Annotated in this window: 21 protein-coding genes and 1 tRNA gene; 10 read left to right on the top strand and 12 right to left on the bottom strand. The window is 48.5% G+C overall.

What is annotated here, in order from left to right; translation table 11 throughout:
- Positions 1–157 precede the first annotated feature (157 nt).
- Positions 158–1,663, bottom strand: a complete 1,506-nt coding sequence (locus tag C1N53_RS10510; RefSeq protein ID WP_137759269.1) for a sensor histidine kinase — start codon at positions 1,661–1,663, stop codon at positions 158–160.
- Positions 1,664–2,031: 368 nt separating this feature from the next.
- Positions 2,032–2,445 (bottom strand): LytTR family transcriptional regulator, encoded by a 414-nt coding sequence (locus tag C1N53_RS10515; protein ID WP_137759270.1) that lies wholly within the window; start codon positions 2,443–2,445, stop codon positions 2,032–2,034.
- Between the two features lie 203 nt (positions 2,446–2,648).
- On the opposite strand from C1N53_RS10515, the gene C1N53_RS10520 reads away from it, so the two are divergent.
- Positions 2,649–3,833: an AraC family transcriptional regulator gene (locus C1N53_RS10520; protein ID WP_137759271.1), complete on the top strand. Its 1,185-nt coding sequence runs from the start codon at positions 2,649–2,651 to the stop codon at positions 3,831–3,833.
- Positions 3,834–3,921: 88 nt separating this feature from the next.
- The gene (locus C1N53_RS10525; RefSeq protein WP_137759272.1) at positions 3,922–5,793 is read left to right on the top strand and encodes a serine hydrolase; all 1,872 of its coding nucleotides are present in this window, start codon (positions 3,922–3,924) and stop codon (positions 5,791–5,793) included.
- Positions 5,794–6,093: 300 nt separating this feature from the next.
- On the opposite strand, the gene C1N53_RS10530 is transcribed toward C1N53_RS10525, so the two are convergent.
- Positions 6,094–6,474, bottom strand: a complete 381-nt coding sequence (locus tag C1N53_RS10530) for a hypothetical protein (protein ID WP_137759273.1) — start codon at positions 6,472–6,474, stop codon at positions 6,094–6,096.
- A 118-nt stretch (positions 6,475–6,592) separates the two neighbouring features.
- Between C1N53_RS10530 and C1N53_RS10535 the strand changes: the two genes are divergently transcribed.
- From C1N53_RS10535 to C1N53_RS10540, 3 genes are all read left to right on the top strand, one after another.
- Positions 6,593–8,047 (top strand): tyrosine-type recombinase/integrase, encoded by a 1,455-nt coding sequence (locus C1N53_RS10535; protein WP_137759274.1) that lies wholly within the window; start codon positions 6,593–6,595, stop codon positions 8,045–8,047.
- Between the two features lie 185 nt (positions 8,048–8,232).
- Entirely contained in the window at positions 8,233–8,376 is a 144-nt protein-coding gene (locus C1N53_RS22540; protein ID WP_168194010.1) for a hypothetical protein, read from the top strand.
- Between the two features lie 35 nt (positions 8,377–8,411).
- Complete coding sequence (locus tag C1N53_RS10540; RefSeq protein WP_137759275.1) at positions 8,412–8,747, top strand: hypothetical protein; 336 nt, start codon at positions 8,412–8,414, stop codon at positions 8,745–8,747.
- Between the two features lie 173 nt (positions 8,748–8,920).
- Here the strand turns inward: C1N53_RS10540 and ltrA (C1N53_RS10545) are convergent, their stop codons facing one another.
- Positions 8,921–10,159: a group II intron reverse transcriptase/maturase gene (gene ltrA / locus C1N53_RS10545; protein WP_137757598.1), complete on the bottom strand. Its 1,239-nt coding sequence runs from the start codon at positions 10,157–10,159 to the stop codon at positions 8,921–8,923.
- Positions 10,160–10,582: 423 nt separating this feature from the next.
- Positions 10,583–12,016 (bottom strand): group II intron reverse transcriptase/maturase, encoded by a 1,434-nt coding sequence (gene ltrA / locus C1N53_RS10550; protein WP_137757599.1) that lies wholly within the window; start codon positions 12,014–12,016, stop codon positions 10,583–10,585.
- A gap of 551 nt (positions 12,017–12,567) precedes the next feature.
- Between ltrA (C1N53_RS10550) and C1N53_RS22545 the strand changes: the two genes are divergently transcribed.
- Positions 12,568–12,726 (top strand): hypothetical protein, encoded by a 159-nt coding sequence (locus C1N53_RS22545; protein WP_168194011.1) that lies wholly within the window; start codon positions 12,568–12,570, stop codon positions 12,724–12,726.
- 37 nt (positions 12,727–12,763) lie between these two features.
- Here the strand turns inward: C1N53_RS22545 and C1N53_RS10555 are convergent.
- A protein-coding gene (locus tag C1N53_RS10555) for an IS3 family transposase (protein ID WP_240773456.1) occupies positions 12,764–13,848 on the bottom strand; the annotation gives its coding sequence in 2 pieces (ribosomal slippage) (positions 12,764–13,587 and positions 13,587–13,848; 1,086 coding nt in all).
- A 125-nt stretch (positions 13,849–13,973) separates the two neighbouring features.
- On the opposite strand from C1N53_RS10555, the gene C1N53_RS10560 reads away from it, so the two are divergent.
- Complete coding sequence (locus C1N53_RS10560; RefSeq protein ID WP_137759277.1) at positions 13,974–14,747, top strand: hypothetical protein; 774 nt, start codon at positions 13,974–13,976, stop codon at positions 14,745–14,747.
- Positions 14,748–15,215: 468 nt separating this feature from the next.
- Here the strand turns inward: C1N53_RS10560 and C1N53_RS10565 are convergent, their stop codons facing one another.
- The 4 genes from C1N53_RS10565 to C1N53_RS10580 form a co-directional block, all read right to left on the bottom strand.
- Positions 15,216–15,695, bottom strand: coding sequence for a hypothetical protein (locus tag C1N53_RS10565; protein ID WP_206077638.1), 480 nt, complete (start codon positions 15,693–15,695; stop codon positions 15,216–15,218).
- Positions 15,692–15,880: a hypothetical protein gene (locus C1N53_RS10570; RefSeq protein WP_137759278.1), complete on the bottom strand. Its 189-nt coding sequence runs from the start codon at positions 15,878–15,880 to the stop codon at positions 15,692–15,694. Before C1N53_RS10570 ends, C1N53_RS10565 begins: the two co-directional genes overlap by 4 nt.
- A 53-nt stretch (positions 15,881–15,933) precedes the next feature.
- Positions 15,934–17,235 (bottom strand): site-specific integrase, encoded by a 1,302-nt coding sequence (locus C1N53_RS10575; protein WP_137759279.1) that lies wholly within the window; start codon positions 17,233–17,235, stop codon positions 15,934–15,936.
- A 250-nt stretch (positions 17,236–17,485) separates the two neighbouring features.
- A tRNA-Glu gene (locus C1N53_RS10580) sits at positions 17,486–17,557 on the bottom strand.
- A gap of 194 nt (positions 17,558–17,751) precedes the next feature.
- Between C1N53_RS10580 and C1N53_RS10585 the strand changes: the two genes are divergently transcribed.
- The 3 genes from C1N53_RS10585 to C1N53_RS10595 all read left to right on the top strand — a co-directional run bounded on the left by C1N53_RS10585 (position 17,752) and on the right by C1N53_RS10595 (position 19,277).
- Positions 17,752–18,024: a hypothetical protein gene (locus C1N53_RS10585; protein ID WP_137759280.1), complete on the top strand. Its 273-nt coding sequence runs from the start codon at positions 17,752–17,754 to the stop codon at positions 18,022–18,024.
- Between the two features lie 84 nt (positions 18,025–18,108).
- Positions 18,109–18,399 (top strand): hypothetical protein, encoded by a 291-nt coding sequence (locus tag C1N53_RS10590; RefSeq protein ID WP_137759281.1) that lies wholly within the window; start codon positions 18,109–18,111, stop codon positions 18,397–18,399.
- A 173-nt stretch (positions 18,400–18,572) separates the two neighbouring features.
- Positions 18,573–19,277, top strand: a complete 705-nt coding sequence (locus tag C1N53_RS10595; protein ID WP_137759282.1) for an SIMPL domain-containing protein — start codon at positions 18,573–18,575, stop codon at positions 19,275–19,277.
- 147 nt (positions 19,278–19,424) lie between these two features.
- Here C1N53_RS10595 and C1N53_RS10600 read toward each other — a convergent pair whose 3' ends face one another.
- Positions 19,425–22,235 (bottom strand): M14 metallopeptidase family protein, encoded by a 2,811-nt coding sequence (locus tag C1N53_RS10600; protein WP_137759283.1) that lies wholly within the window; start codon positions 22,233–22,235, stop codon positions 19,425–19,427.
- A 29-nt stretch (positions 22,236–22,264) separates the two neighbouring features.
- Positions 22,265–23,611: a M20/M25/M40 family metallo-hydrolase gene (locus tag C1N53_RS10605; RefSeq protein WP_137759284.1), complete on the bottom strand. Its 1,347-nt coding sequence runs from the start codon at positions 23,609–23,611 to the stop codon at positions 22,265–22,267.
- Positions 23,612–23,758 lie beyond the last annotated feature (147 nt).

The following is a 23,758-nucleotide window of genomic DNA, read 5'->3' on the forward strand; positions in this document are numbered from 1 at the left end:
CAGGGTAACAAAGAGGCTGTTTAGACATGCTCCACGCCCTTCTTGAAGAGCGTCTGGGTGCTGTCCAGCTGCATGTTCGAGAAATGATTTCGTAAACACTTTTACCTGCCTAATTATTTGGAAGTTAAAATTCTAAATAGCTTCAGTGAAAGCTGAATTACAACTGAAGCGTGAGATGCACAAAATATTCTTCTATAGTTTCCCTAATCACCAATTCATGTTTGTTGTCGTATAAAAGGCTCAAGCGCTGCTTCACATTCTCCAACCCCACGCCAGATTTACCTTCCTCAGGGTCTAGGGCGGGTTTGGGATGCTTGCTGTTGTACACATTAAAATATAATTTGGTATCTTCCATGTGCAGGCTCACCTTAATCCAGGACTTCTGCTTTAAACTGATGCCGTGCTTGAACGCATTCTCCACAAAAGGAATCAACAACATGGGCGCAATGAACCGCTCAGAAAGCACGTTTTCAATGTTGGTGTGAATAGAAATCTCAGGTGAATAAGAAGTGCGAAGCGACTGCAAGGCAATGTAATTCCGCATGTAGTCAATCTCCCTGGAGAGCAGGATTTTATGCTGGTGATTTTCATGCAGCATGAACCGCATTATATCGCCTAGCATCTGAATTCCCTGCGCGGTGCGCTCGCTGTTTTCCTGCAAGGCGGTGCCGTAGAGCGTGTTAAGCGTGTTGAACAGAAAGTGCGGGTTGATCTGTGACCGCAGGAAATCAAGTTTGGCATTGGAACGTCCCAGCTCTTTCTGCAGAACCTGCACCTCTTCATTGCCCTGTATGTGGCGTTTGTACAACATCCAGCACAGCGGCACCGTCACAAACAGCTGAAACAAGGCATTGCCCGCGGCAAACCCAAGGGCATCTTCCTCAGAGTCACTCACCACTATCATGAAAATGGTCAATGGGAAAAATGATACCGCCAACCAGACAAAGCTCTTGCCCACGTAAGAAATAAACGGTCTTTTCTTGCCAAGTGAATTTGGCAGCAATCGGTAAAAGGAGAAGCTGTAAAACAGAATCCCAAACGGGCCAATCAGGCCCCAAGTCAAGATTAACTCCCCGTCTGCATCTATAATAACCAGCAGGAACATAGACACCATCCAGGCAATAATGGCCGTGAGCGTGTCTCTGGTGAGCACTTTGTACCTGTTCTGGAGGGTTTCTGAGTTAGCGAGAATATAGAGGCTGGCAAACTTCACAAACACATACAGCCCCAACATAAGCAGCAGCGCGAAGGCCCGGCTGAAACTGTTCTGGAAAATAAGGTAATAGCCATCTTCTTCCAATTCAAATCGGGAGAGCACGTAGCGTTGCAGGTAGGTATTGGTAATACCCAGCACCACCCCGGTTGCCAAAAAGGTCAGCACCACCCAAAAGATGTTCAGAACTAAGTTCTCTTTCTCTATGAGCCGGGGAATCACCTTGAAATTGAGGAAAAGAAAGGTCAGGTACAGCACCACGTATTGCACTATCTCCGGGAAGATGAAGTTGCGATAATAGTCAAACGGCACGCCTTCTTTCTTGAAAAGATGTACGTTGCTGTTAGCGTTGCCGGTATTCAGGTAAAACAGGGAAAAAACAAAGATGACCGTGGCCGCCCAGAACTCTACTTTTTGCAGGAATGAAGGTCTTGTAAATAATTCTTTCATCAGGAATAGATTTTAAACAATGATAAGGGAAAGCAAAAAGGGAAAATAAAAAATGTGATCAATACCCTAGAAAATGTGATGAATTGCCACGAGAAAGGACTTCTGGGCTTTAAACCCAAGTGTATTTGGCTGAAGTACTGAATGAAACCCTAGATGCTGGACACAATAAATTTGAAGAGAAAACGAATAGATGAGTATATGCAGGGCTTGGGGCCATTAGCATACTTAGTAAGGATCTAATTACTTTAAATAATGTGCTGACAAGCTTTAATTCATGCGGCGAACTAGGTCTTTCCGGTATTATGATATTGTCCCTCAAATAGATCCTGTTACGCTCAACGCTTTCAATTTTACTAATAGGGATTATATTAAGACTGGTGAAGCCTGATAAATTCTGCAGTAGGGAGCCTGTAAAGCAGCCGGCCCATTGATGATAGAGTCAGCACCTTTTTGTCCGGTAACTGGATAACCAGATAATCCTTAAGGCCTTCAATGCCATCGGTTATATCAAAATCAATTGCCAAACTTTCCTGGAAACGGAGACGCTGAAGGTCAATAAAATTAAGCAGGTATTCTACCTCCTCAAAGGGTGTACGGACACCGGCAATTAAAGTAAGTGCATTTTTACTTTTACTTGCCAGAATGCCTAGTAGGGCGGAAATCTGGTATCCATGTTCAGACTCTTGGGATATCGGTGTCCGAATAGTGCCCGAAGGGCAAGAAAAAAGCCCCTCAGAATGAACTGAGAGGCTTTGAAGTAGACCAAAGGATCGAATTATCAAACTTTATCCATAAAGATTTTAGTTATTTGGCAGCATTTCTAGAAGCTTAGAGAAACTTCTAGAAATGCTGCCATTTTTTTCTTGCAGTAGATCTTGAAGATTAAGCGCTTTGACTATTCTAAAGCGGCGAAATGTTCTACCCTACTGGCGATTTGAAAATAGTTGTATATTGAGAAACAGTAGGAAGTACGGAACCTCGGGGTATGGCACCATACTTCCTCCTGAAGAAACAATATCTGTATACCATGGACAACCCTTTACTAATAGGTTTAACCTGCGGCGGCGCGTTCCTGCTTGCCTTTCTGCTGTTCAACCATCCTGTTGGTAGTAACACCGTTGCTAACAAATGGCTCGCCTTTTTCGTTGCTACCTTTGCATGTGCTATGCTCGAGATTTTCCTCTTCAACCTGAGCCTTCATATACAGTACCCAGTATCTTTTGCTTTCATTGAAGTTGTTCGGCTCTTTTCTGCCCCTATTCTATACCTAAGCATACTCTTCTTCACCACACCCTCCAAAAGGTTCAAGCCAAGGGACCTTTGGCACTTTACGCCTTTTGCAGTTTTGTTTTTGTTCCAGCTGATTAATATTGGGAAAGAAGAGAATTTTCAGTTTGAAAATGAGTTGATCCAAAGTCTTTTCCTGCAGGCTCTTCTGCTCATCCTTCCTCTGCAGACTCTAGTTTACCTTTTCCTCTCTTTCAGAAGATTAGGGCAACACCAGCGTAATATTGAAAAGGTAACCTCCGCCACCGAGGCAGTTGATCTTTCTTGGATGAAAAATTTTCTCCTAGCCTTGGTGGCCGTGGTACTGGTTTGGTTTAACTTGGCATTCTTCAACATCACGGTACTGTACAGGTATACTCCCTTATTATATCTAGTAGGACTCTACTGCCTGGCCTACTTCTCCCTTCGCCAAAAGGAGATTTTCGCTTTTGCTCCAGCGCAGCTTGCTGAGTTGGAGCCTATCATTGGGTTAAATAGTTCCGACAAGAACCAGAAGCAGCAAAGGCTCTCCGAAAGTATGGTGAGCTCGCTTAAAGTGAAGCTAGAACAGGTGATGATATATGACAAGGCTTTCCTTGAAAACGAACTTAGTTTGCCTATGTTAGCCCAACAGGTAGGAGTGTCTGCACATGAACTCTCCTATCTGATAAACGAGGCGTACGGGGAAAACTTCTACGCCTTCGTAAATAGGCACAGGGTGGCGGAGGCAAAACGCCTGCTGTCTTCCGCGCAGCTAGAGCAGCTTAACATGCTTGGGATAGCCTTTAAGTCAGGCTTCAACTCAAAAACCACTTTCAATACAGCTTTCAAAAAACAGACGGGGCAGTCTCCAACAGAATTTGTAAAACAGTCGCGCGAACAGCAACAGGCACGAAACGCCTGAAATATGTTCTTTTGGATACATCCGAACGCAAAGATGGAAAGCGTTCAGCATCTTCAGGTCAAAATATTTCTCATTGAAAAGACTAAATATGACGACCTGCAGAAAATCTATTCTCCTATTCTTTTACCTGATTAACTGCCTCTACATCCCGAGCGCCTTCTGCCAGGAAGCGCCAATGCCTAAGACCTTGAACGAGTTAAAGTCTCTGCTGGAAGGAGAAATGAAAAGGCAGCATGTGGCAGGAATGGCGCTGACACTAGTTACCCGTGATTCCGTTCTCTATGCAGGTGGCCTGGGCTATGCTGATGTAGAAAATAAAGTATTCGCAACAGAGCAGCATCTTTTTAGACAAGCATCCATCACCAAGGTGTTCACCGCTCTCGGTGTTTTAAACCTTGTGGAAGAAGGCAAACTACAGCTTAATTCCCGCCTTAAGGACCTTGCCCCTGAGATCCCCTTTAGAAACAAGTGGGAGGAAACTCACCCCATATCCATTGCGCAACTCATGGAGCATAGCACAGGTTTTAGCGACAAATCTCCTATGGTAGAATCCAACTTTGAGCGGAAACAAATGAGCAGTCTGGAAACTCTTAAAGTGTTCCAAAATCAAATGGAGGCCAAATGGAAGCCAGGAAATAGGCACTCCTATTCCGCCGTTAACTACGCCATACTCGTTTATGTAATTGAGAAGATCACTGGTAAATCTTTTCAGGAATACATGCAGGAGAAGGTATTCTCTCCTTTGTCTATGCCTCGTGCTAACGTAAGTCTGGCGGTTGATCCGTCAGATACCTACAGCAAAGGCTACAACTGGGATGGCAACCGTTTTCAGGTGGTCCCGCACCATCCGCAGTATAATCCCGGCTACGGCTCCCTCAATGCCAGTGCTACGGATTTTGCCCGTGCGCTACAAGCCTATCTGCACGATTGGAAAACACCTAAAGGACAGTTCCTGTCAGAGCAGTTACTGAACGATTCACAAACGCCTCACACTTACCTCTCTGCCAGAAATGGGCTTCAGAACACCTATGCCTACGGAAACGAGAGCAGGGAAGTAAACGGAACGGTTTTCAGAGGACATGCTGGATCTATAGCGGGCTACCTTTCAAACTTCCTGTATAATCGGGAGTTGGGACTCGGCTTTGCCTTCAGCATAAACACCTTCAACCCAGATTTTCACCGCAATGCAACAGACTTGATAGCTAAGTTCCTGACACAGGGCCTTGACAAGCCAGTGGCTCAAGTCACCTATCCATTACAGCTGTCTGCTGTTAACCCCTTCCTTGGATACTATCGTCTTAAAAGCAGTCCCGATCTATACTTGGGTTACTTCCAGAGCCTGCAGAATACGTTCAAGCTGGAGAAGGACCAGGCTGCGTTGAAGGTGAATTTTCTTCTTGGCGGCTCCGTGACCTGGAAAGCTGCAGACAGCAGCCGCTTACTATTTACCAATGAATGGGCTAAGGACCCAAGGATCATGTTCCTAATTGATGAGAAGAACCAGCCGGTGATTGTGGAGGACTCCATGTACTACGAAAAGATTAGTGCATTTGAGGCATGGGCTCCGATTGCTTTGCTTCTCCTAAGCCTGCTCATCATGGTTAGCTCTTTTGTATTTGCCCTAGTTTCAACCTTAATACTATTTCTAAGGGGGAATAAAGAGCTAAGCGCATACCTTCTTAGATTTTCATCAGCTTTGGCCACACTTGCCCTACTGCTGAGCCTTTGGACTATTCCCCAATTTATAGATAATATCACTAAAGGAGTGCCTATTAACGAGCTATCGCTTTTATGGACGCTTGGCAGATACCTCTTCATTTTCTTTTCCATCGTCACCCTTGTTCTGCTGGTGTTGCGCTGGAGGACCTTGAAGAGCAGACTGCTGAGGGGGTATATGACTGTGGTGACTTTAAGTGGCTGCTACTTGTTTGCTGTTTTAATAATTAGCAACTGGTACTAATCAGAGTAGTTAAAGGATAATAAATGTCTTCTACTTGGAGAGCTTAACTCTAAAAATAAGAAGTCCTAATGAGTTTAAATTTAACCAAAGAGGAATTGCATTGTTTTTGTCGAACCAAAAAAGCTGCTCCATTTAACGTGGAGCAGTTTTTTTGCTGTAGTAGACCATAGGAGTGAATCATCGAACCTTATCCACAGAGATCTTCTCCTGTTAAGTGAATTTTGCAAGTGAATGGGAGGGCCGGTTAGTAGGCTGTTCTAGCCTTATATTACAATAACGGTCTCTGCGCTTCACAATGCTTTATCTTTTCTCCATATACTGTTGCCAGTTGACGATCAGCACCTTCTCCTCATCGAGCAGCAGGTAGCCATAGTCGTAGCAGAAGTGGTAAGTGCTACCGCTCTTGGTGCGGTAGAGGTGGGTGAAGTGGCGAAAGTCAAAGCCTGCCTGAAGCAGTACCTCGCGCCGCAGCGTAGTCTTACCCTCAGGGCTCACCCGGTGCAGGATGTGGCGATTCTTGCGCAGTGTGAGGTTGATCTGCCGCATGAGCTGCTCTCCCTCATCTTCCAGCTTACGCTGGTTGCCGGCCCTTGCCCGGCACTGGTCGGAGCAGAACTTCTTGTCTGCCCGGCCGCTTAAGCTTCCCCCGCAGTGCCCGCATGCTTTTGTTGTTGTTCCCATGGCTTTAACTGATTATATGCGATTCTATCCGGATCATCCGTTTAGTTACGGACCTATACGCGTATTTTACGGCAAGTGGTTTGGAAGCGGGTATATTTGGACTAATAATCATATTCCTATGCACCATTTATCCGCCTCTGCGCCTGTTTTATTTCTCAACTCCCTGGAGCACGAGGGAAAGCAGTTTATCCGCATCTGGCACAAGCACCATCCTGCCATCAGCAAGCGGCTGAAGGAGAGCGCCTTTGTGAAGTTCAGTAAGACCTATAAGTGCTACGTGACGCACAAAACGCCGCAGGCAATCGAGCAGCTGCATCAGAGCTTCCAGGGGCTGGCACTGGTAGATACTCGCTACCTGAACCGGCCCAAGCGGCTGCGTCCGGCATTTGGAGCCGTGGTAAGGGGGAGGGGCGAGCAGTCGGAACCCCTGCAGAAGCAGCCCGAGTTGCCGGTGGTGCGTCTGCAGCCCCTACTCTGCGGAGACAGGGAGCTGATTCAGGTGTCCTTTCAATACAGCGAAGTTATTTACAGGAGATTGCAGGTCGGGAGAAGCTGCGAGTGGCTGGCGGAGGCGAAGTGCTTCGCGCTGGGTACACGGGCAGCGGAAATGCACAAACTGCTGGACGAGCTGCAGGGCTTGGCCGTGGTATGGCTGTGCAGCACGCTGAAGGTGAGTGACATGTCAGTGATGCGCAGGCTATGGGAACAGACATACTGGAAGGGTGCCGGTTACATCACCTGCCCTATGCCCTACCTGGAGAAGCTGCAACTGCTCAACTACTCCATGAGCACCATCCGCACGTACCACTCCCTTTTGCTGCGCTTCTTTAATGGTCACCGCGTACAGGGCCTGGACGTGATCAATGCCTTTGCCTCGGAGGAGATAAACCAGTACCACCGGCAGATGGTGCAGTGCGGCTCCTACTCCTATTCCTTTGTGAACCAGAGCATCAATGCAATCAAGTTCTACTTCCAGCGGGTGCTCGGGCGCCACACCCTGGACCTGAGCCAGGTGGAGCGTCCCGAGAAGCCGGACAGGCTGCCCACGGTCCTCAGCAAGCAGGAAGTGCAGAAGATCCTCTCGTCCACCGACAACCTGAAGCACCGCTGCCTGCTGCAGCTGCTCTATGCGGGCGGCCTACGGATCGGGGAGATAATCAATTTGAAAGTTACCGATGTGCAGTCTGGCAGGAATCTGCTGCTGATCCGTGGCGGTAAGGGCAAGAAGGACCGCACCACGCTGCTCTCCAGGAAGCTGCTGGAGAGCCTGAGGGCGTACTACAAGGCATACAGGCCGAAGCTTTGGCTGTTTGAGGGGCAGACGGGCGGGCAGTACTCAGTGGAGAGTACCAGGAACGTGTTCCGGGCTGCGCTGAAAAAGTCAGGGGTTCAGGTAAAGGCCACCCCGCACACGCTGCGCCATTCTTTTGCCACACACTTGCTTGAGCAGGGTACCAACCTGCGTTACATCCAGTCCTTACTAGGTCACAGAAGCAGCAAGACCACCGAGGTCTACACCCACATCACCAGCCACGGCATGGAAAGTATTGTGAGTCCGCTTGACAATCTTTAAATTCTACCTATATTAGCTAAAGAATATACTATGGATGCAGCAAGAGGAGTGAAGAGCCAAAAAGAGAACCCTTTTATTGAGGCTTTGCCACTTACGCACATAATGCAGATAACCGTCATAATGACGTCTATACTATAGTTGGGCAAAAGATGTAAGTATAGAATAAAATTTTTAAAGAGAAATTTATGAAGCAGGCAATACTCCTATTGTTAACCCTTGCTATATTCTCCTGCTCTAATAAGGAAGTAAAAGTTGAAAAGGAATCAGTTTCCTTAACAACTACTCAAATGGAAGCTGAAGAAGTACCTCCTGTAGAAATTAAAAAGTAAGTGCATAAATAGACTCTCCAATTAACGGTCTGAAGTTGGAGACATTTAACACAATCCCAGATGAATTTATTGGTTGCGGCTGTACTCTCTACTTATCTGAACAAGATAAGAAAACAGGAATTTACATTTATAGAGATGCTGGCGATATAGCTATGATAAGGCTCAATGGTGAAGTGCAAAAATTAGACTATAAGGGAGAGAGTAATGGCTCTACTATTTATGCTAATGACTCATTAGAAATTAGAATGAAAAATACAGAGACTGTTGAGAGCGCAGAAATGGAAGAAACATCAGATGTGAAAGGAGTGCTCACTATTATCAAAGGCAAGTATAAACTTGAACAAAAATTTGTCGGCTACTGCGGCTGCTAAAATGTAATATAGCTGAAGCACTAAATAATCCATTGCCCAATCGAGTAGCCCGCCGTGAGCAAAATTACTCACGGTGAGGCTCTCAGTCGAGTAGCGCAAGGGAACCTCCCCCTTACGCCCTCACAGAACCGTGCGTAAGACTCTCGCCTTACACGGCTCCTATTATCCAACCTTCACGGCCTTACTCCCAGCTGCCAGTGCGCAAACAGGTTCGGAATGGCCTTAGCCACCTTCCCCAGCCAATCGCTTGCTCTGATTTTATGGCCCTGCAGTTTCTTATACTTCTGCCTGGCCCAGCTCTTGAGTACAAGGTTCAAATATCTCAATACCTCATAGAGTTCCGATTTGTAGAAGTGTCCGTAGTAGTTAATCCAGCCTTTCAGAACTGGGTTGATTTCCTCGGCCAGCCTTGTCAGGCTGCTGCCGCTTCTGCTGGTCAACTTCCATGCCCTTATCCTTTCCCGGATTGCCTTCCTGGCTTTATCGCCAACTGCCGGTAAGAATCCGATAAAATATTTACCCTGCTTATTCCGTGACTTCCTGCTTCTGAATGTATAGCCCAGAAATTCAAAAGACATGTTCGGGTAACTTTTGCGTCGGTCCTCGTCCCTGCAGTAAACAATTTTGGTCTTCTCCGGGTGCATCTCCAAGCCACATGCCTTTAGCCTTTCTGCCAGTGCTTCTTTAAGCGCTATCGCCTGCTGCTCGGTGCTGCAGTGTATCACACAGTCGTCTGCGTAGCGCTCGAACGGGCAACCGGGATACTTTATCCGCAGCCACTCGTCCATGCAGTAGTGCAGAAACAGGTTGGCCAGCAGCGGACTGATGACTGCTCCCTGCGGAGTGCCCTTTGTCCTTTCTGTGGTTATGCCGTTTCTTTGCTGCACAGGTGTTTTGAGCCACCGCTCGATGTAGAGCAGCACCCATTTGCAGTCTGTGTGCCTGCGCACTGCTTTTAGGAGCAACTCGTGCGGGATGCTGTCGAAGAAGCCTTTGATGTCCAGGTCCAGAACCCAGTCCTGCCGCCAGCACCGCTGCCTGGCTTTGCCCACCGCTTCCAGTGCGCTTTTGCCCGGCCTGTACCCATAGGAGTCGTCATGGAACACAGGCTCCAGTACTGGTGCCAATGTCATGGTGACTACCATCTGGGCAATACGATCCGTAACAGTGGGTATTCCTAGTGGACGGGTGCCCCCGCCGCTCTTGGGAATTTCCACCAGTAAGACGGGTGCGGGCATATAGCTTCCCGAGCTCATTCGGTTCCATAACCGGTAAAGGTGATTTCTGCTGTCCTGGTCGAACTCCTCGAGGTTTAGCCCATCCACACCTGCGCTACCTCCGTTTTGTTTTACACGCAGGTAAGCCTGGTGCACGATGTGCTTTGAGATGGTAAATGGTTTTGTCTTAATCATGTCAGTACCTCCTGCAGGCTTACCTGCAGTTTTCTTTGTGATAAAAACCGGATAATACATCCCCTTGGCTCCATCCCCATTACAGGGACTTCCACGCTACTACGGGATGTTCCGCCCGCGTGCCCTGCCTCGGTACTCTTACTCTTGTGGGTCTGCCACTTGAGCTTCTCCCTTCTCATCAGGACGACACGTTCTCACGTTCCGTGCAAATGCCTGTGTTAAGGTCACGCTGCCTTAATGCCGGATGCCGCATGAGCAGTAGCCAGGTTGCCCTCATGCTTATCCCGGGACAGTGGTGACTCCCGGTTTTGACATCACTTATTCGCTAACGACACTTCTTCAGCAGTTCACTTGCGTTCGTCTCCTTAACACCTACCTGCTACCTTTCCGGTAACTTTTCCTTGTCGCTCACGACCATGCCTTTTAAGCAAAGCCGCACAAGGCGGTTTGGAGCCTGCACCTGACTACCGGCTCCGAGGGGCCTGCCCTCATCATTTGCACAGCACCAAAGGACACTAAAAGCGTCCTTCGTTCGTGACACACCACCACTGTACAAGCGGTTCTCGCATACAGCGGTTCGTTAAGCTGTGGAGCTACTTTCTTGTAGTAGTCAAGCATTGATTCATACCCCCTGCGGACAAGCCGTTTCACCGTTACCGTCGTTATCAGGATTGGACTTTGAGCTACTGCCCATCCTCCTTTCCTGGTCCTGCTCCAGGCATACGCCTGCCACTTGGGAACGCCCAGCCGAATCAGGTTCTTCCTTTTCCGGTCCGGTCGTTTCCAGTCATGCCAGATGCAGTGCCTGAGCCTGTTTCGTATCCAGCTGTCGACCTCTTTGAGTTTGCCCTGTATACTTGCCAAACGGAAGTAGTGGACCCAGCCTCGCTGCGCCTCTTTCAGTTCCCGGACACGCTGCTCAAAAGAGCAGGGCGTTGTTTTGCGGGTGATGCTCTTTAGCTTTTGCTTTAACCTTTCCCATCCCTTCTTTGCCACTACCAGCTGGTATTTGCCCTTATCTCCCTTCTTATAGGTGGGCACGAATCCGTGACCCAGAATCTGAAAGTCTACTGGCCGCCTGATGCCGCTCTTCTCCCTGTTGATAGGCAGCTTGAGCCTGTTCCGCAGGAAGAGGAATACAGCGTTGCCTACTTTTCGAGCTTCATCTTCACTTTTGGTGTAGACGCTGAAGTCGTCGGCATAGCGCACGTAGCGCAGCCCCTGCCGCTCCAGTTCCTTATCCAGCTCGTGGAGCATGATATTGGAGAGCAGCGGTGAGAGCGGGCTTCCCTGCGGCACGCCCTTCCGACGTTTGACCAGTCTCCCGTTGATAAGGATGGGGGCCCGGAGCCATTTGCGGATGAGGCGTAGGGCGAGGGGGCATTTTACCTTCCGGTAAAGCAGTTGCAGCAGCAGGCAATGATCCACTTCATCGAAGAAGTTCTGCAGGTCGATGTCCACGATGTGCTGATAGCCCTCGTGGATGTGCCTGTGTGCCTGCTGCAGGGCCTGGTGGGCATTGCGGTTGGGGCGGAAGCCGTAGCTGTGCTGGGTAAAATCAAGCTCAAAGAGCGGTGCTATCACCTGATTAACGGCCTGTTGCAGTACGCGGTCGGTGACGGTGGGAATGCCCAGCAGGCGATTCTTACCGTTGCTCTTGGGTATGGCTACCCCTAGGATGGGTGGAGGCAGGTACCTGCCGTTGCAGATGTCGGTAGCGATGGCGTCCCTGTTTTGTTTCAGGTGCGTAGCCAGCTTCTCTACCGGCATACCGTCCACACCGGCCGAACCTTTGTTGGCCAGCACGTGCGTGTATGCCTTGAGCATGTTGCCCCGGTGGAGTACCTTCTCTATCATCTTTACTACTTTTACTGTAATCTCTGCCCCGCTTAAGGCAAGGCTGGCTGAGCCTCCTTGCCGAATTAAGAGCAACTTAACGTTCGGCCCTTCGGTAGCTTGTGAGACCTCCGGGTGCTTCCCGGCTCGTTACCTCTACCTACTATGGCCTCTGCTGACTTCTCCCTGTGTTCACGACAGAGGGAGACCTCCCCAGGTAAGAGCACATTCCTTCCTCCGATTCCTGCTGCATCTACACAAAGTCGCTTGTTGGTCAGGGGCTTTACAAAGATGTGCTTGCTTACCCACGACTCCCTGCCTCTTATGCAGTTTCTGTCCGTCAGTACCGGATTTTGCAGTCCCGCTTTCTTCACTGCACGCCTCACGACGAACCAGCTTGCGGCTTGCTAACAGGCTTCACCAACTCGCCTGTAAGGGACTTGCACCCTCTGGAATAATTTGATACCTTCAGTACCAGGTGCCCATACTGGGCGCACACAAGGTGCAGCTTTTATACTTCGGCTTCGCCTCGTTCATCAGCTGCACGAACACGTTGTGGTTGATTAATAATTATGAAAAAGGAAGTACTGGTATTTATAGCAGCTAGTATAATTGCTTTTACAAGCTGTGCCCCAGCAAACGAAATTGCATTTATTAACGAGAATAAAAGCTTTGCAATTTACCACAGAACAAGCGAGAGAGTGATTCTTGGACACGGTGGCAATGTGTAAGCTTCCCCAGATTTTAGGCCATTGTAAAGTTGGTTTTTCAAGTTACAATTTCCTCCAACAATTCCGCAGGTGTTCTGAAATTTAGCGCCTGGTGCGGGCGGTGGTGATTATAGTCCTCCATCCATTCCTCCGCTTTCTGGCGCACCTCCGAAAGGGTCCGGAACACGTAAGCGTTGAGCAGCTCTCTCCTGATGCTGCCGTTGCAGCGCTCGATGTAGGCGTTCTGGGTCGGTTTCCCTGGCTGAATAAACACCAGCCTCACCTTGTTCTCCTTGCACCAGTCTTCGAGTTTGCGGGAGATGAACTCCGGCCCGTTGTCCACCCGGATCATCTCGGGCAGCCCCCTGAACTCCTTGAGGTACTCCAGCACCCTGATCAGGCGTAGGGCTGGTATGGAGAGGTCCGCCTCCATGGTGAGGAGCTCCCGGTTAAAGTCGTCGTCGATGTTGAGCAGGCGGAACTTGCGGCCGTCCCAGAGGCTGTCACTCATAAAGTCCACCGACCAGACCTGGTTGATCTTCTCGGGCTGGAACAAAGCTTGCTTGACACGGGCCGGCAGTCGTTTTTTGTGCCTTCTGCGGATGTTTAATCTCAGTTGGCTGTAGACCCTGTAGACGCGTTTGTGGTTCCACCCGTGGCCTCTCCTCCTAATGCGGTGGAAGCATTTCCAGAAGCCAATCGAAGGGTGCTTCTCCACCAGCAGCCGTAGCTCTTCTTCCACCAGGTTGTCGTCTCTTTCCACCGGACTGTACTGATAGCTGCTTCTAGGAAGGCCTGCTGCCTTGCAAGCCTGACGAACGCTCACCCCGTGCTCCTCCACCATAAACCCCACCAGCGCCTTCTTCTCGTCAGGCTCTAAAGCTTTTTTTCTACCGCGTCCTTGAGGGCGTGGTGCACCAGCGAGAGCTCTGCAAACATTTTCTTGAGTCGGGCGTTCTCCTCCTCCAGCTCTTTCATTCGCTTGAGCTCCTTTACCTCCAGGCCGCCGTAGCGCTGGCGCCACTTGTAGAAGGCCGAGGAGGTGATGCCCAGCTCCCGGCAAAGGTCCTGGGCGTTGCGGCCGTTCTCGTGCTCTTTGATGGCCTTGATGATCTGTGATTCTGTAAAGCGTGTCTTTTTCATTCCATCTAAAGTTAAACATTTACTCAACTTTTAAATGGCCAACTTTCAGGGAAGTCTACAAACAGCTGCCCTTGAGACACCACATCCGGTGCGGGTCCTGCTCAAAGCCGCTGACAGGTTACGAGATGAAGAAGAAGGGCATCCACTACTACAAGTGCAACACCAAGGGCTGCTGCCTCAACAGGAACGTGGGCAAAATGCACGAGCTCTACCAGGGGCTGCTCAAAGAGTACCAGATCGACCCCGTGCCGCCGCCGCAGGTGCAGGAGATGATGTCGCAGGTGTTCAAGAAGCTGAGCCAGGACCACGAGCAGGAGGAGAAGCGGCTGCAGCTGCAGTGCTCTGAGCTGCAGAAGAAAAAAGACACGCTCGAAAGAAGGTACGCCTACGGGGAGATCGAAAAGGAAATCTACGCAAAGTTCGGTGCTGAACTGAAGGCAGAGATGCGGGAAATAGAAGTGAACCTGGAAAAACTATCGGGTCCTTTATCGAACCACAAGATGCTGCTGGGAAACGGGCTAAAAATGATGCTAAGTCTCTCATCCAAATGGGCTAAGGGGGACTCTTCACAGAGAAGAAGGCTGCAGGCACTGGTGTTTCCCGAAGGTGTGCAATATGACCGGGAAAAGGAGGCTTATCGAACCACCAGGGTGAACACCTTTTTCGGCCTTGCCGCAGAGATAACGCAGAAAATGAGGCAAAAGGAAAGGGGGAAAAGCAGCTGTGAAACTAACTTTTCCCCCTTGGTAGTCCGTAGGGGAATCGCAATTCCTTTATTAGCTTTTGATTATCAATTATTTAGGTGGTTTTTGTTTCCCGACTCACCGAATTACGCACCACTTCTTTGCTTCAGTTTGGCTGCAAATGCTATAGAACAAATATATCACAATGGATTTTAAGAGTCAATTATGTTCTTCCTGGATTGCTCCTGAATGTTCATAGTGTAAGATAGATTTCTGATTCTAATAAGTGAGGTATCTCGCGGTTTGGTGCGAGAAGCGAGAAGCAAGATGTATTTTTGTAAACAAAAAAGGCTCCACCCCCTGGTCAGAGCCTCCTGAAGATCGCCTCGGAACTCGGCTTCTTTTCTTTTTCAAAAGCAACATAACATTCCACAATTAAAGCAAACAGGAGAAGTTACCCATACCATCAAACATCTAAAACATTTTCAGAATCTTTCATCCAGGAGAACACTACCATTACTACCATCGCATTCCAACAGCATGGTAGTAATGGTAGTGACTGTAGCAATGCGATGGTAAAGTTTTACCTCTCCTTAGCAGATCAAGGATACCTATTGTAGTTCCTTTTTGCTTATGAAGAAAGAAATTGAAATGACTAAAAAAATTGAAATCAGTAAGTCTGGGTTAAATTTTCCGCCCTCTGTTTCTTTTTTGTTTGGGTTTTGGCTGTAATTCCTTGATATCACTCAGGTCGCGCGCCCTGCCGACTGCTTCCTTATTTTGAATAAACTCGCGTAACCCGATATAAGGTACCTGCAGCCCATCCAGGTCAACCTGCTCTCTGTTGGAGTAGGCATCCTGGAAACTGACACCATCAATGGTGTTGAGGATATCGATACGCAGGGGAGGATAGCCTATCTGGGTGACATAGCCCTCCTTGAGGAAGTCTTCCTCTTCAAACCCAAGGGATGACAAGCCAAAGTCATGAAGCGCCTGGAGCATTCGCTGCGCGTTCTCCTCCGATACACCGATCCAGATGTCCAGGTCACCGGTGTGCCGCGGACGCCCGTGGAAGGCGAGTGCATAGCCACCCACCACCAGGTATTCCACCCCATGCTTGTTCAAGAGGGCTATGAATTCCTCGAAATCCCTTGCCAATATCATCGGGAGAGTCTTTTTTTAACGACAGCAGAGCGGTCTAGCCGCTGGCCTGGCTTGAGGTATTGAGAGATGATAAAAGTAACCGCTTCTATCCGTTCTTTGGGCGCACGACTGAGCCAGTAGAGCAGGTCTTCGTACTCGTCTATCTCTTTCATCGGACCCTTTCGGACTACAGCCTGTATACGCATGTTTTCTTTTTAATAGCAGGGGACATTATTCAGAAAGTCCCTATACAAATATACTATTTTTGATGAATTCTTGTTGTAGAAATAAAGGTCAGTCCCTTTACCTCAAAGGATTTAGTACAGCACATATTCTCTTCTGCCGGAACACTTCTAAACTTACTTTTCAGCATCCCCATGTCCTCACTCACCTTCTGGTCGAGCACCTTAGCATAGTGCTGGGTAGTCTTGATGGAGGTGTGGCCGAGCATCTTCGAGACGCTCTCCATCGGTACACCGTTAAGCAGCGTGACGGTGGTGGCAAAGGTGTGGCGGGCGGTGTGGAAAGTAACAGGCTTGGTAATACCGCACACGTCCATAATTTCCCTGAGGTAGGCGTTCATCTTCTGATTGCTGAGCACGGGCAGGAGCCGGTCCTTGTAGAGGCACTGCGGGTGCTGCCGGTAACGCTCCAGTATAGCCAGGGCCGCCGGTAGCAGCGGAATGCGGGAGGGGGTGTCGGTTTTCTGACGCTGCTTGAACACCCATTGCTCTCCGTCCACGCCTTTGCCGATGTCACTTCTTTTCAGCTGCTGTACGTCGGCGTAAGCCAGGCCGGTATAACAACTGAAGAGGAAGATGTCCCGCACCTGCGAAAGCCGCTCTGTCACTAACTCTTTTGCTGCTATCTTCTCCAACTCCTCCTCTGAAAGAAACACCCGTTCTACTGGCTTTACCTTAGCCTTGTAGTGCAGGAAAGGGTCGCGCTCTATCCAGCCGTGGGCCAGGCAGGTGCGCGTAATCTTCTTTAAGTGCTTGAGGTATTTGGCCGCAGAGCTGGCGGAGCACCTGCATACGCTCCTGAGGTAGAAGTCGTAGTCGGTAACGAAGGCGTGGTCCACCTGGCGCAGGGGAATATCCTGGGTGCCGTACTTGAACTGGATGAAACCTTCAGTGTGACCAAGGGAAGTTCTGTAGCCTTTCAGCGTGGCGGAGGAGTATTCTGCTCCCACTAAAGCCTCCATTCGGTGGTTATGCTCCCTGAGCTCTTCCAGGAGCGTTCGTACCTTTTCCTGCTTGCCGGAGAACCTGATTTTAACATTTTCAGCCGTAACTTCCTGGCCTGCCTCCAGTAACTGGCGGTGTGCCTCCTGTACCCGGGCCTGGAGCGTGTCCAGGTAAACATTAAGGGAAACTACGGCTTCCCTGGTACCTGCGGCTCTTCCGGCAGAGGAGTTCCAGCGGCCGGGCTCGCAGTTTCTTCCGGTGGAGATTTCTGCTCTTTTTCCGGCGATGGTGATACGAAGATAAATAGGCACTGGGCCTGCCTGGTAGTGCCGTGGCTTTTTGAGGTAAAAGATAATTTTGATACACTGGCGCATGGCTTTGCTGCTTAACGGTTGAACAAGTTAGCCTTGCAGCAAAACAGAATCAAGATGTACAAAGGCTGTACAGCTTGTGTGTCAGTTTATTAAGCGTAATTCGGTGAGTCAGGGAGCGTGGCAAAAATGACGCACCGAATTACGCTCCTATTCTTTGGGAAAAGCCGAATAAATCGGTGGTGCCGGAAAAAGAAAAAGCCTGCAAATGCTCTATTTGCAGGCTTTTAGCTGAATTAGGTATGATAAACAGTAGTCCGTAGGGGAATCGAACCCCTGTTGCCAGAATGAAAATCTGAAGTCCTAACCCCTAGACGAACGGACCGTGTTACTGCATTGCGGGTGCAAATATAGCAGGCGTTTTTTACAACACAAACAATTGCCAAAAATTTTAATAAAAAATTTCTACAGCAAAAGCAGAACCAGCCTATATTGCAGCTCCCTTTAGCAGAAGCAAACATTACACTATGTCTTTCGTTATATTTATAACTCAATATAATAATCTAATATTTCCCATATATGGCTAAAAGTGCACAATATGTAGGTGTTACACCAGAAGTTTATAGTCAGTTAAAAGACAAGCTTAAATCGGTAGGTCTGAGCCTGGAAGGCAATAGTGGCAACATCAAAGAAAAAGGTGTTTCGGCAAAGTATAACTATAACCCCGAAGAACAGGTGCTTGATATAAGCGACCTCTCAGTAGGATTTCCTGCCAGCATGATGCTGAACTCTGACAGCCTTGTCCAGAAAATGACACAGATGATTGAACAGTACGGCGGTAGAGCCAAATAAATGTAACCTATAAAGCCATCAACTGTTAAACTGCGTATAACGCTAATGTAATTTTTGAATTTAATTGTAAAGCATATACAAACTATGGAAAACGAAAATAAACAGAATCAGGGAGGCAAATCCGGTGAAGGAGTTTTGCAGTTGCTGCAGCCTCATGATATGTCAAAAACCGTAGAATCTGCCATGCACGTGGTGCAGGGCAGGCACGAAAAGCTACCAGAATTACTGCATGATGTGGGCACACTGGTTATAAAAGGAGCCAGAAAGTTAAGTACTCCCCAATTGATCTTAGCGGCAGGCGCGGCGACTATTGCAGCAATACTGCTTTCTCGCTATGCAGCCAACCACGATTTCGATTTTGAAGAGGCGGCTTAAGCTTTTGTTATTATACCGGATCCCCCTCTGCTGGCACCAGCAGAGGGGGATTTTTTTTGCACGCCGCCATCTTGGTACAAGAATTGATAACAGCAATATATATAGCAAAGCGTTATATAGGCGTTGGTAAAAATGTATAGGCGCCGCTAATAAACACGAATCAATTTAAAAAGATGAAAAAAACCTATTTGATCACCCTCCTGCTTTTATTTTGTGGTATGATGCAACTACAGGCACAGCAAATTATGCCACCGCACATTAATGTGAGCGGCACAGGCGAAGTTAAGTTAAAACCCGACGAGGTGGTTTTGAGTTTTGGTTTCGAAGTAAGAGACAAAAGCCTGGAAAAAGCCCGTAAGCAGGTAGACTCTCAATCTTCCTCCGTTATTTCTTACCTCAAGAAACAAGGTATTGATGAGCGGCTTATTCAAACTTCTTATGTAAGCGTTTACCCCATGTATCAGGGAGGAGAATTTGCCAATGCTGCTCCGGAGTTTTACATGGCCCAGAAAACTATGACGGTAGTAGTAAAGCAGCTAAATAAGTATGACGAACTGGTAGCCGGTTTGTATAAAGCAGGTGTGAATCGTGTAGACGGAGTATCTTTCCGGGTATCTGAGCTGGAGAAACACAAGGCAGAAGCACAGAAACGTGCCGTGAATAATGCCAGACAAAAAGCCCAGGCACTGGCAAATGAACTGGGCAGCAAAACAGGCCGTGTTTATGCCATCAACGAGACCTCCGGCAGCAACAATCCGAGTCCGGTTTATGCCAAATCACTCCGAATGGAAGCCGACATGGCTGGCGATGGCCCTTCCATTGCTGGCGGTGAAGTACTGGTTACTTCTTCTGTGCAGGTTACTTTCCTGCTGGAGTAGCACCAGCTTCAGATATAAACAAAAAAGCCTCTGAGACTCAGAGGCTTTTTTGTTGCTGATCGTATTATCATAGCCAGACATTGGTAGGCTTATCAGAGCCAAAGGGTATAGAACCTTTACCACTAGTCTATGCTGGTTACCTTGTAATTACCTCATCGTTTGAGAGGTTTCATTGTTTAAGTACAACTGATTGAAGAGGAGCTTGAAAGTGCCATGAGCTTGTCCGCGGAAAGTAATTTCGGGCCCGAAAGCATATAACTTACCTGCTCCTACAGGTGCGACAAAGGCGGCTATACCATCCTGCAGATACTCCTGCCCCCAGGCCCAGCCACTCCGAAGTGGCTTATTAGATGAAAACCAGGCCAGTGGTTTTATATCTCCTTTTAAAATGGCATCGGGCGTAACTTTAAATACCGGGCTGTTGTCAAAGTACACATCTCCCTCAGATGGCATTCCCCATGCAGCTGGCTGCATAGTATCATACTTCACACGCAGGATGCTACCCGGTATATAATACTTTGTTGACGGAAGAGATTTTTCCTGGCCTGAAGCCGTCATCTCTACTAAGGCATTACGCACTGGCAACCCAAGATGATAGGCTAAATTGGTGCTGCTGCCTATCGTAACAACAGTACCTCCTGCTTCCATAAAGGCTTTTAACTGCGGCACAGACTTATCAAGGGTTATTTTACCTAAGTGTGCCCGGTATTCTGCAGGAACATCTTTTGGGTTCGGCTCCCTGGAGGCATTGGCTCTGCTCCTGTTGTTGTTCAAATCCTGTAGAGCAGGAATGGCCCTGGTCACAAATACAATTACATCGTATTGTTCCCGCAGTTTACCTGCATCAATATCCTGTGCATATACAAGCTTTACCGGAAAATGATACTGTTCCATTAGCCAGCGTACCCAGCCAGAAGGCATAGAACCACCATAGGTATCCCATAGTGCAATGCGTACAGGAGTTACTTTTGTGGCTGCACCGGAAGGCTGCTGGTCCACACCTTTTATGGCAAGGCTGTAGTCTGCAGCAGCTTTTTCCAAAACTGGTTTTGCTTTATCGGTTGCCGGCACAAAAAAAGAACCTTGATCGGACCCTGTATGCTGTATACGGTACACCTCTGCCCCTGCCTGCAGCAAATCATTCACGGCAATAAAAGAGTTATTTGCGCCCGCTTTTAACACATAGCCGCGTGTGGCCGCTGCCGCATCCAGGTTTCCTTTCGGAGACTGCAGTTCGCCATAAGGCACACGCTGAAAAGGGCCGTCGAAACTATCCAGTATGCGGTCGAACTGTACGCCCATCTGGTAAGCCAGTGTCCAGCCGGCTGCATCGTAAGGTCTAATAGGCGGGCCTCCCTCATATTGAAAATCATTTGGGTGCTCCTGCGGCTCAAACATATCCATTACATGTGGGCGGAAAGCTTGATTTGTTCGCACAACATAAGAACCAGCCGGATACTTCTTGTTTGCGACAGTAAACTCAGCTGTTGCCTTGTGCACCAATATGCCAGACTTAATCAGGGCATTCACAAACGTAACAGCTGTTGGAAAATCAACCTGATCAGCCGGAATAATATACCCTCTCGGATCACGGAGAGCAGGATCTTTCAGTATGGCGTCGAAATACTTGGGCGGAATACCACCTCCCTGTCCGAAAGCAAAATCACCTTCATTGCTCTCCGATTCTTTAGCCTTGGCTTCTTTAGCCTGATCTTTGGAATGAGCGGCATTGATGGCGTCTACGTGTTTCGGAGAAAGGGCCCAGTAGTCTTTGCTGCCCCGCTCTATAGAATTCTTCCCCATCAGGTAAATGTTATACAACAGCTCATCGCTATGGCGTGCCGCATAATTCAGTACAGCATAATTCAGCGACACAGAATAATCGATTGACTTTCTGAAATGCCATTTCTGCGGCGTTACCGGGTTAGGCGTGGCACCATTTGGGATAAGCCGTTGTGGCACCAGCGGCACATCCTCAGGCGTAGGCCCACCAATAATCTCTGTCAGAAGGCCGATCATGTTATGGAAATAAGGCGTGGTACGCAGCCCGCCGTTCCACCAGGTAGAAAATTGTGAACCAGCACGTTGCGTGTAACCAGGCTTATCCTCTGCATTCAGACGATTGTTCATGGCGGCCCCAACGGCATCCAGGCTCGTTACCAGCAGGGGGTCGTATACATAGTTGAACGGATCGCGGTAAGGTGGGCCGGCCAGCACAGATCCCGCAGGGCCTCGCTGGTGGTGGTTGTACATAATCTGTGGAATCCACTCCACAAAAAGCTGCCGGCTGATGTTCTGCGACTCTTTCATGTTCATCATGTAGAAATCTCGGTTATTGTCATGCCCAACGTACTTCTGGTAAAGCCTGGGCAGGTGACTTAACGAACGTTTTTCAGGTTTCCGCTCCCGCATATACCAGTTACTTACCAGTTCCTGCCCATCCGGATTGGCATGGGCCAGCAGTATAATATCCTGGTCGAGAATGCGCAGTGTTTCCTTGTCGGTACGGCTGGCTAGTTGCCAGATTGTTTCTATCAATTGATGTGCGCCCACTGTTTCGGTGGCATGCAAACCACCGTCAATCCAGATAATACTCTTCCCCTCGGCAGCCATCGCCCGCGCCTGTTCTTCGGTCAGGTTTTCGGCACGGGCAAGCTTCTGAGAGATTTCTTTGTAGCGGCCCAGGTTCTTTATGTTTTCGGGAGAGGAGATAATCACCATATATTGATGGCGGCCTTCTTCCGTAAGTCCCATGTCTACCAAGTTAACCCGATCGGAAGCTGCAGCCAGCTTTTTAAAGTATGCTTCCGTTTGGGTATAGGTTGCCAACTGATAATCGTCTCCTATCGTAAAACCAAAATGCTCTTTCGGAGATGGAAGCCCCTGTGCCAAAGACAAGGAAACCCGCCACAACAAAACAAAGGCTAAGGCCAGGTAGAATTTGTAATCTTTTATCATAGGAATGGCTATTGAATTATGTTACACTACTATTTTGCTGCTACTTTGCTTCCTTTGGCAATACCTGCTTCAGACAACAGCAGAAGTAACGCCCTTTGTGCAGCCAGATAACCTTTATCGTTTATCCACCACTCATCCAGGGCATGAGCACCACCACCCGTTCCGCCGCTACCTATGGTTACAGCCGGAACACCCTTTGAAAAAGGAATATTAGAATTGGTAGAACCGACTCTTAACATAGGTTCTGCTCCCATAAACTGCGTGGCAGCCATAGCATGCTGCACTAAAGTATGGCCAGGGTCAATACCTCCTGCCGGACGGTCTCCTATCAGTTTTACATCTACTTCCAGGTCTGTTCCGCGCCGCTTCATCTGGTTCTCTTCTTTCAGGGCACGTTGTACGGCAGCCTGTAACAGCTTGTCAAGGCCTTCCACTCTTTCAGGACTTTCTGAGCGCATATCAACTTCCATCCACGATTCAAACGGAATAGAATTGACAGAGGTACCGCCTCCGATCACGCCCACATTGTAAGTAGCCCGGATGCCCTCTTTAGTAAATTTATCAGCATCAACGGAAAAATAATGAATGGCACGCCCCAAAGCATTGTGAGGATTGGCAAGCCCGAAAGCACCAGAAGAATGACCGCCAGGTCCTTTAAACGTGATACGGTAACGGTGCGAACCCAAGCCTCTGTTAGAGATGCCGCTCATTCCCAAGCCATCTACCGCAATATAAGCATCTATCTTCGGTCCTGTTTCAGAAAAGAGTTGTTTCACCCCCCGCAGGTCGCCCTGCCCCTCTTCGCCAACAGTACCAATAAAGAGCACATCGGCTTCTGTTTCCATGCCTGTTTTTTCCATTGCTTTTAACACCGACAGCACCATAGCCAGCCCCCTGGTATCATCTCCGATGCCTGGCGCATACAGCGTGTCGCCTTTCTGCTTTACCTGCACATCGGTACCTTCCGGAAAAACTGTATCCAGATGCGCCTCCAGCACTACTGTTTTCTTTCCTGATTTTCCCTCCCGTTTCCCAATCACATTACCTGCTGCATCCACCCACACCGAATCGGCACCGGCAGCCTTTAACATTTCTGCATATTTTTTCCCCCGTACTTCTTCCTTAAAAGGTGGTGCCGGAATTTCGGTCAACAGGATATGGTCTTGCAGGGTCTGTGGCTCCAGGTCCAGAATAGCAGCAAAAGCACTTTTTACAGCCGTGTTTTTTGCCAGCGTTTTTATTTCATTCTCATACTTCTTATCCACTGCAACCGCTTTGGGTGCCGTTGCAGATTGGGCAAAACTTTGCGAAACATTACCAAAGGCTACTGTAACTGGCAGCAAGCCAAGTAATATTAATCTGGTAGAATTAGACATAAATTAGTTTGAGTAGGTAGTTTTAATTATAAGTGAATCAGCTGTAAATATGCTCTGAGAAAAAATAATTCAGATGTCTGTAAGCTAAATATAATTCTTGTAAAAGGTAATACCAACCGACTTTAAGTGTAGCTTCATAGTCGGTTG

Origin of the sequence: Pontibacter sp. SGAir0037, assembly GCF_005491705.1 — a bacterium.
In the GTDB taxonomy this organism is placed as follows: Bacteria; Bacteroidota; Bacteroidia; order Cytophagales; family Hymenobacteraceae; genus Pontibacter.

What these genes read in the sequence shown, in the direction of transcription:
- C1N53_RS10510 (WP_137759269.1), bottom strand. Translation starts at nt 1,663, where the DNA reads ATGAAAGAATTATTTACAAGACCTTCATTCCTGCAAAAAGTAGAGTTC.
- C1N53_RS22540 (WP_168194010.1), top strand. Translation starts at nt 8,233, where the DNA reads ATGAAGCAGGCAATACTCCTATTGTTAACCCTTGCTATATTCTCCTGC.
- C1N53_RS22545 (WP_168194011.1), top strand. Translation starts at nt 12,568, where the DNA reads ATGAAAAAGGAAGTACTGGTATTTATAGCAGCTAGTATAATTGCTTTT.
- C1N53_RS10590 (WP_137759281.1), top strand. Translation starts at nt 18,109, where the DNA reads ATGGAAAACGAAAATAAACAGAATCAGGGAGGCAAATCCGGTGAAGGA.
- C1N53_RS10535 (WP_137759274.1), top strand. Translation starts at nt 6,593, where the DNA reads ATGCACCATTTATCCGCCTCTGCGCCTGTTTTATTTCTCAACTCCCTG.
- C1N53_RS10600 (WP_137759283.1), bottom strand. Translation starts at nt 22,235, where the DNA reads ATGATAAAAGATTACAAATTCTACCTGGCCTTAGCCTTTGTTTTGTTG.
- C1N53_RS10530 (WP_137759273.1), bottom strand. Translation starts at nt 6,474, where the DNA reads ATGGGAACAACAACAAAAGCATGCGGGCACTGCGGGGGAAGCTTAAGC.
- C1N53_RS10595 (WP_137759282.1), top strand. Translation starts at nt 18,573, where the DNA reads ATGAAAAAAACCTATTTGATCACCCTCCTGCTTTTATTTTGTGGTATG.
- C1N53_RS10570 (WP_137759278.1), bottom strand. Translation starts at nt 15,880, where the DNA reads ATGCGTATACAGGCTGTAGTCCGAAAGGGTCCGATGAAAGAGATAGAC.
- C1N53_RS10560 (WP_137759277.1), top strand. Translation starts at nt 13,974, where the DNA reads ATGAAGAAGAAGGGCATCCACTACTACAAGTGCAACACCAAGGGCTGC.
- C1N53_RS10520 (WP_137759271.1), top strand. Translation starts at nt 2,649, where the DNA reads ATGGCACCATACTTCCTCCTGAAGAAACAATATCTGTATACCATGGAC.
- C1N53_RS10525 (WP_137759272.1), top strand. Translation starts at nt 3,922, where the DNA reads ATGACGACCTGCAGAAAATCTATTCTCCTATTCTTTTACCTGATTAAC.
- ltrA (WP_137757598.1), bottom strand. Translation starts at nt 10,159, where the DNA reads ATGATTAAGACAAAACCATTTACCATCTCAAAGCACATCGTGCACCAG.
- ltrA (WP_137757599.1), bottom strand. Translation starts at nt 12,016, where the DNA reads ATGATAGAGAAGGTACTCCACCGGGGCAACATGCTCAAGGCATACACG.
- C1N53_RS10605 (WP_137759284.1), bottom strand. Translation starts at nt 23,611, where the DNA reads ATGTCTAATTCTACCAGATTAATATTACTTGGCTTGCTGCCAGTTACA.
- C1N53_RS10565 (WP_206077638.1), bottom strand. Translation starts at nt 15,695, where the DNA reads ATGATATTGGCAAGGGATTTCGAGGAATTCATAGCCCTCTTGAACAAG.
- C1N53_RS10575 (WP_137759279.1), bottom strand. Translation starts at nt 17,235, where the DNA reads ATGCGCCAGTGTATCAAAATTATCTTTTACCTCAAAAAGCCACGGCAC.
- C1N53_RS10585 (WP_137759280.1), top strand. Translation starts at nt 17,752, where the DNA reads ATGGCTAAAAGTGCACAATATGTAGGTGTTACACCAGAAGTTTATAGT.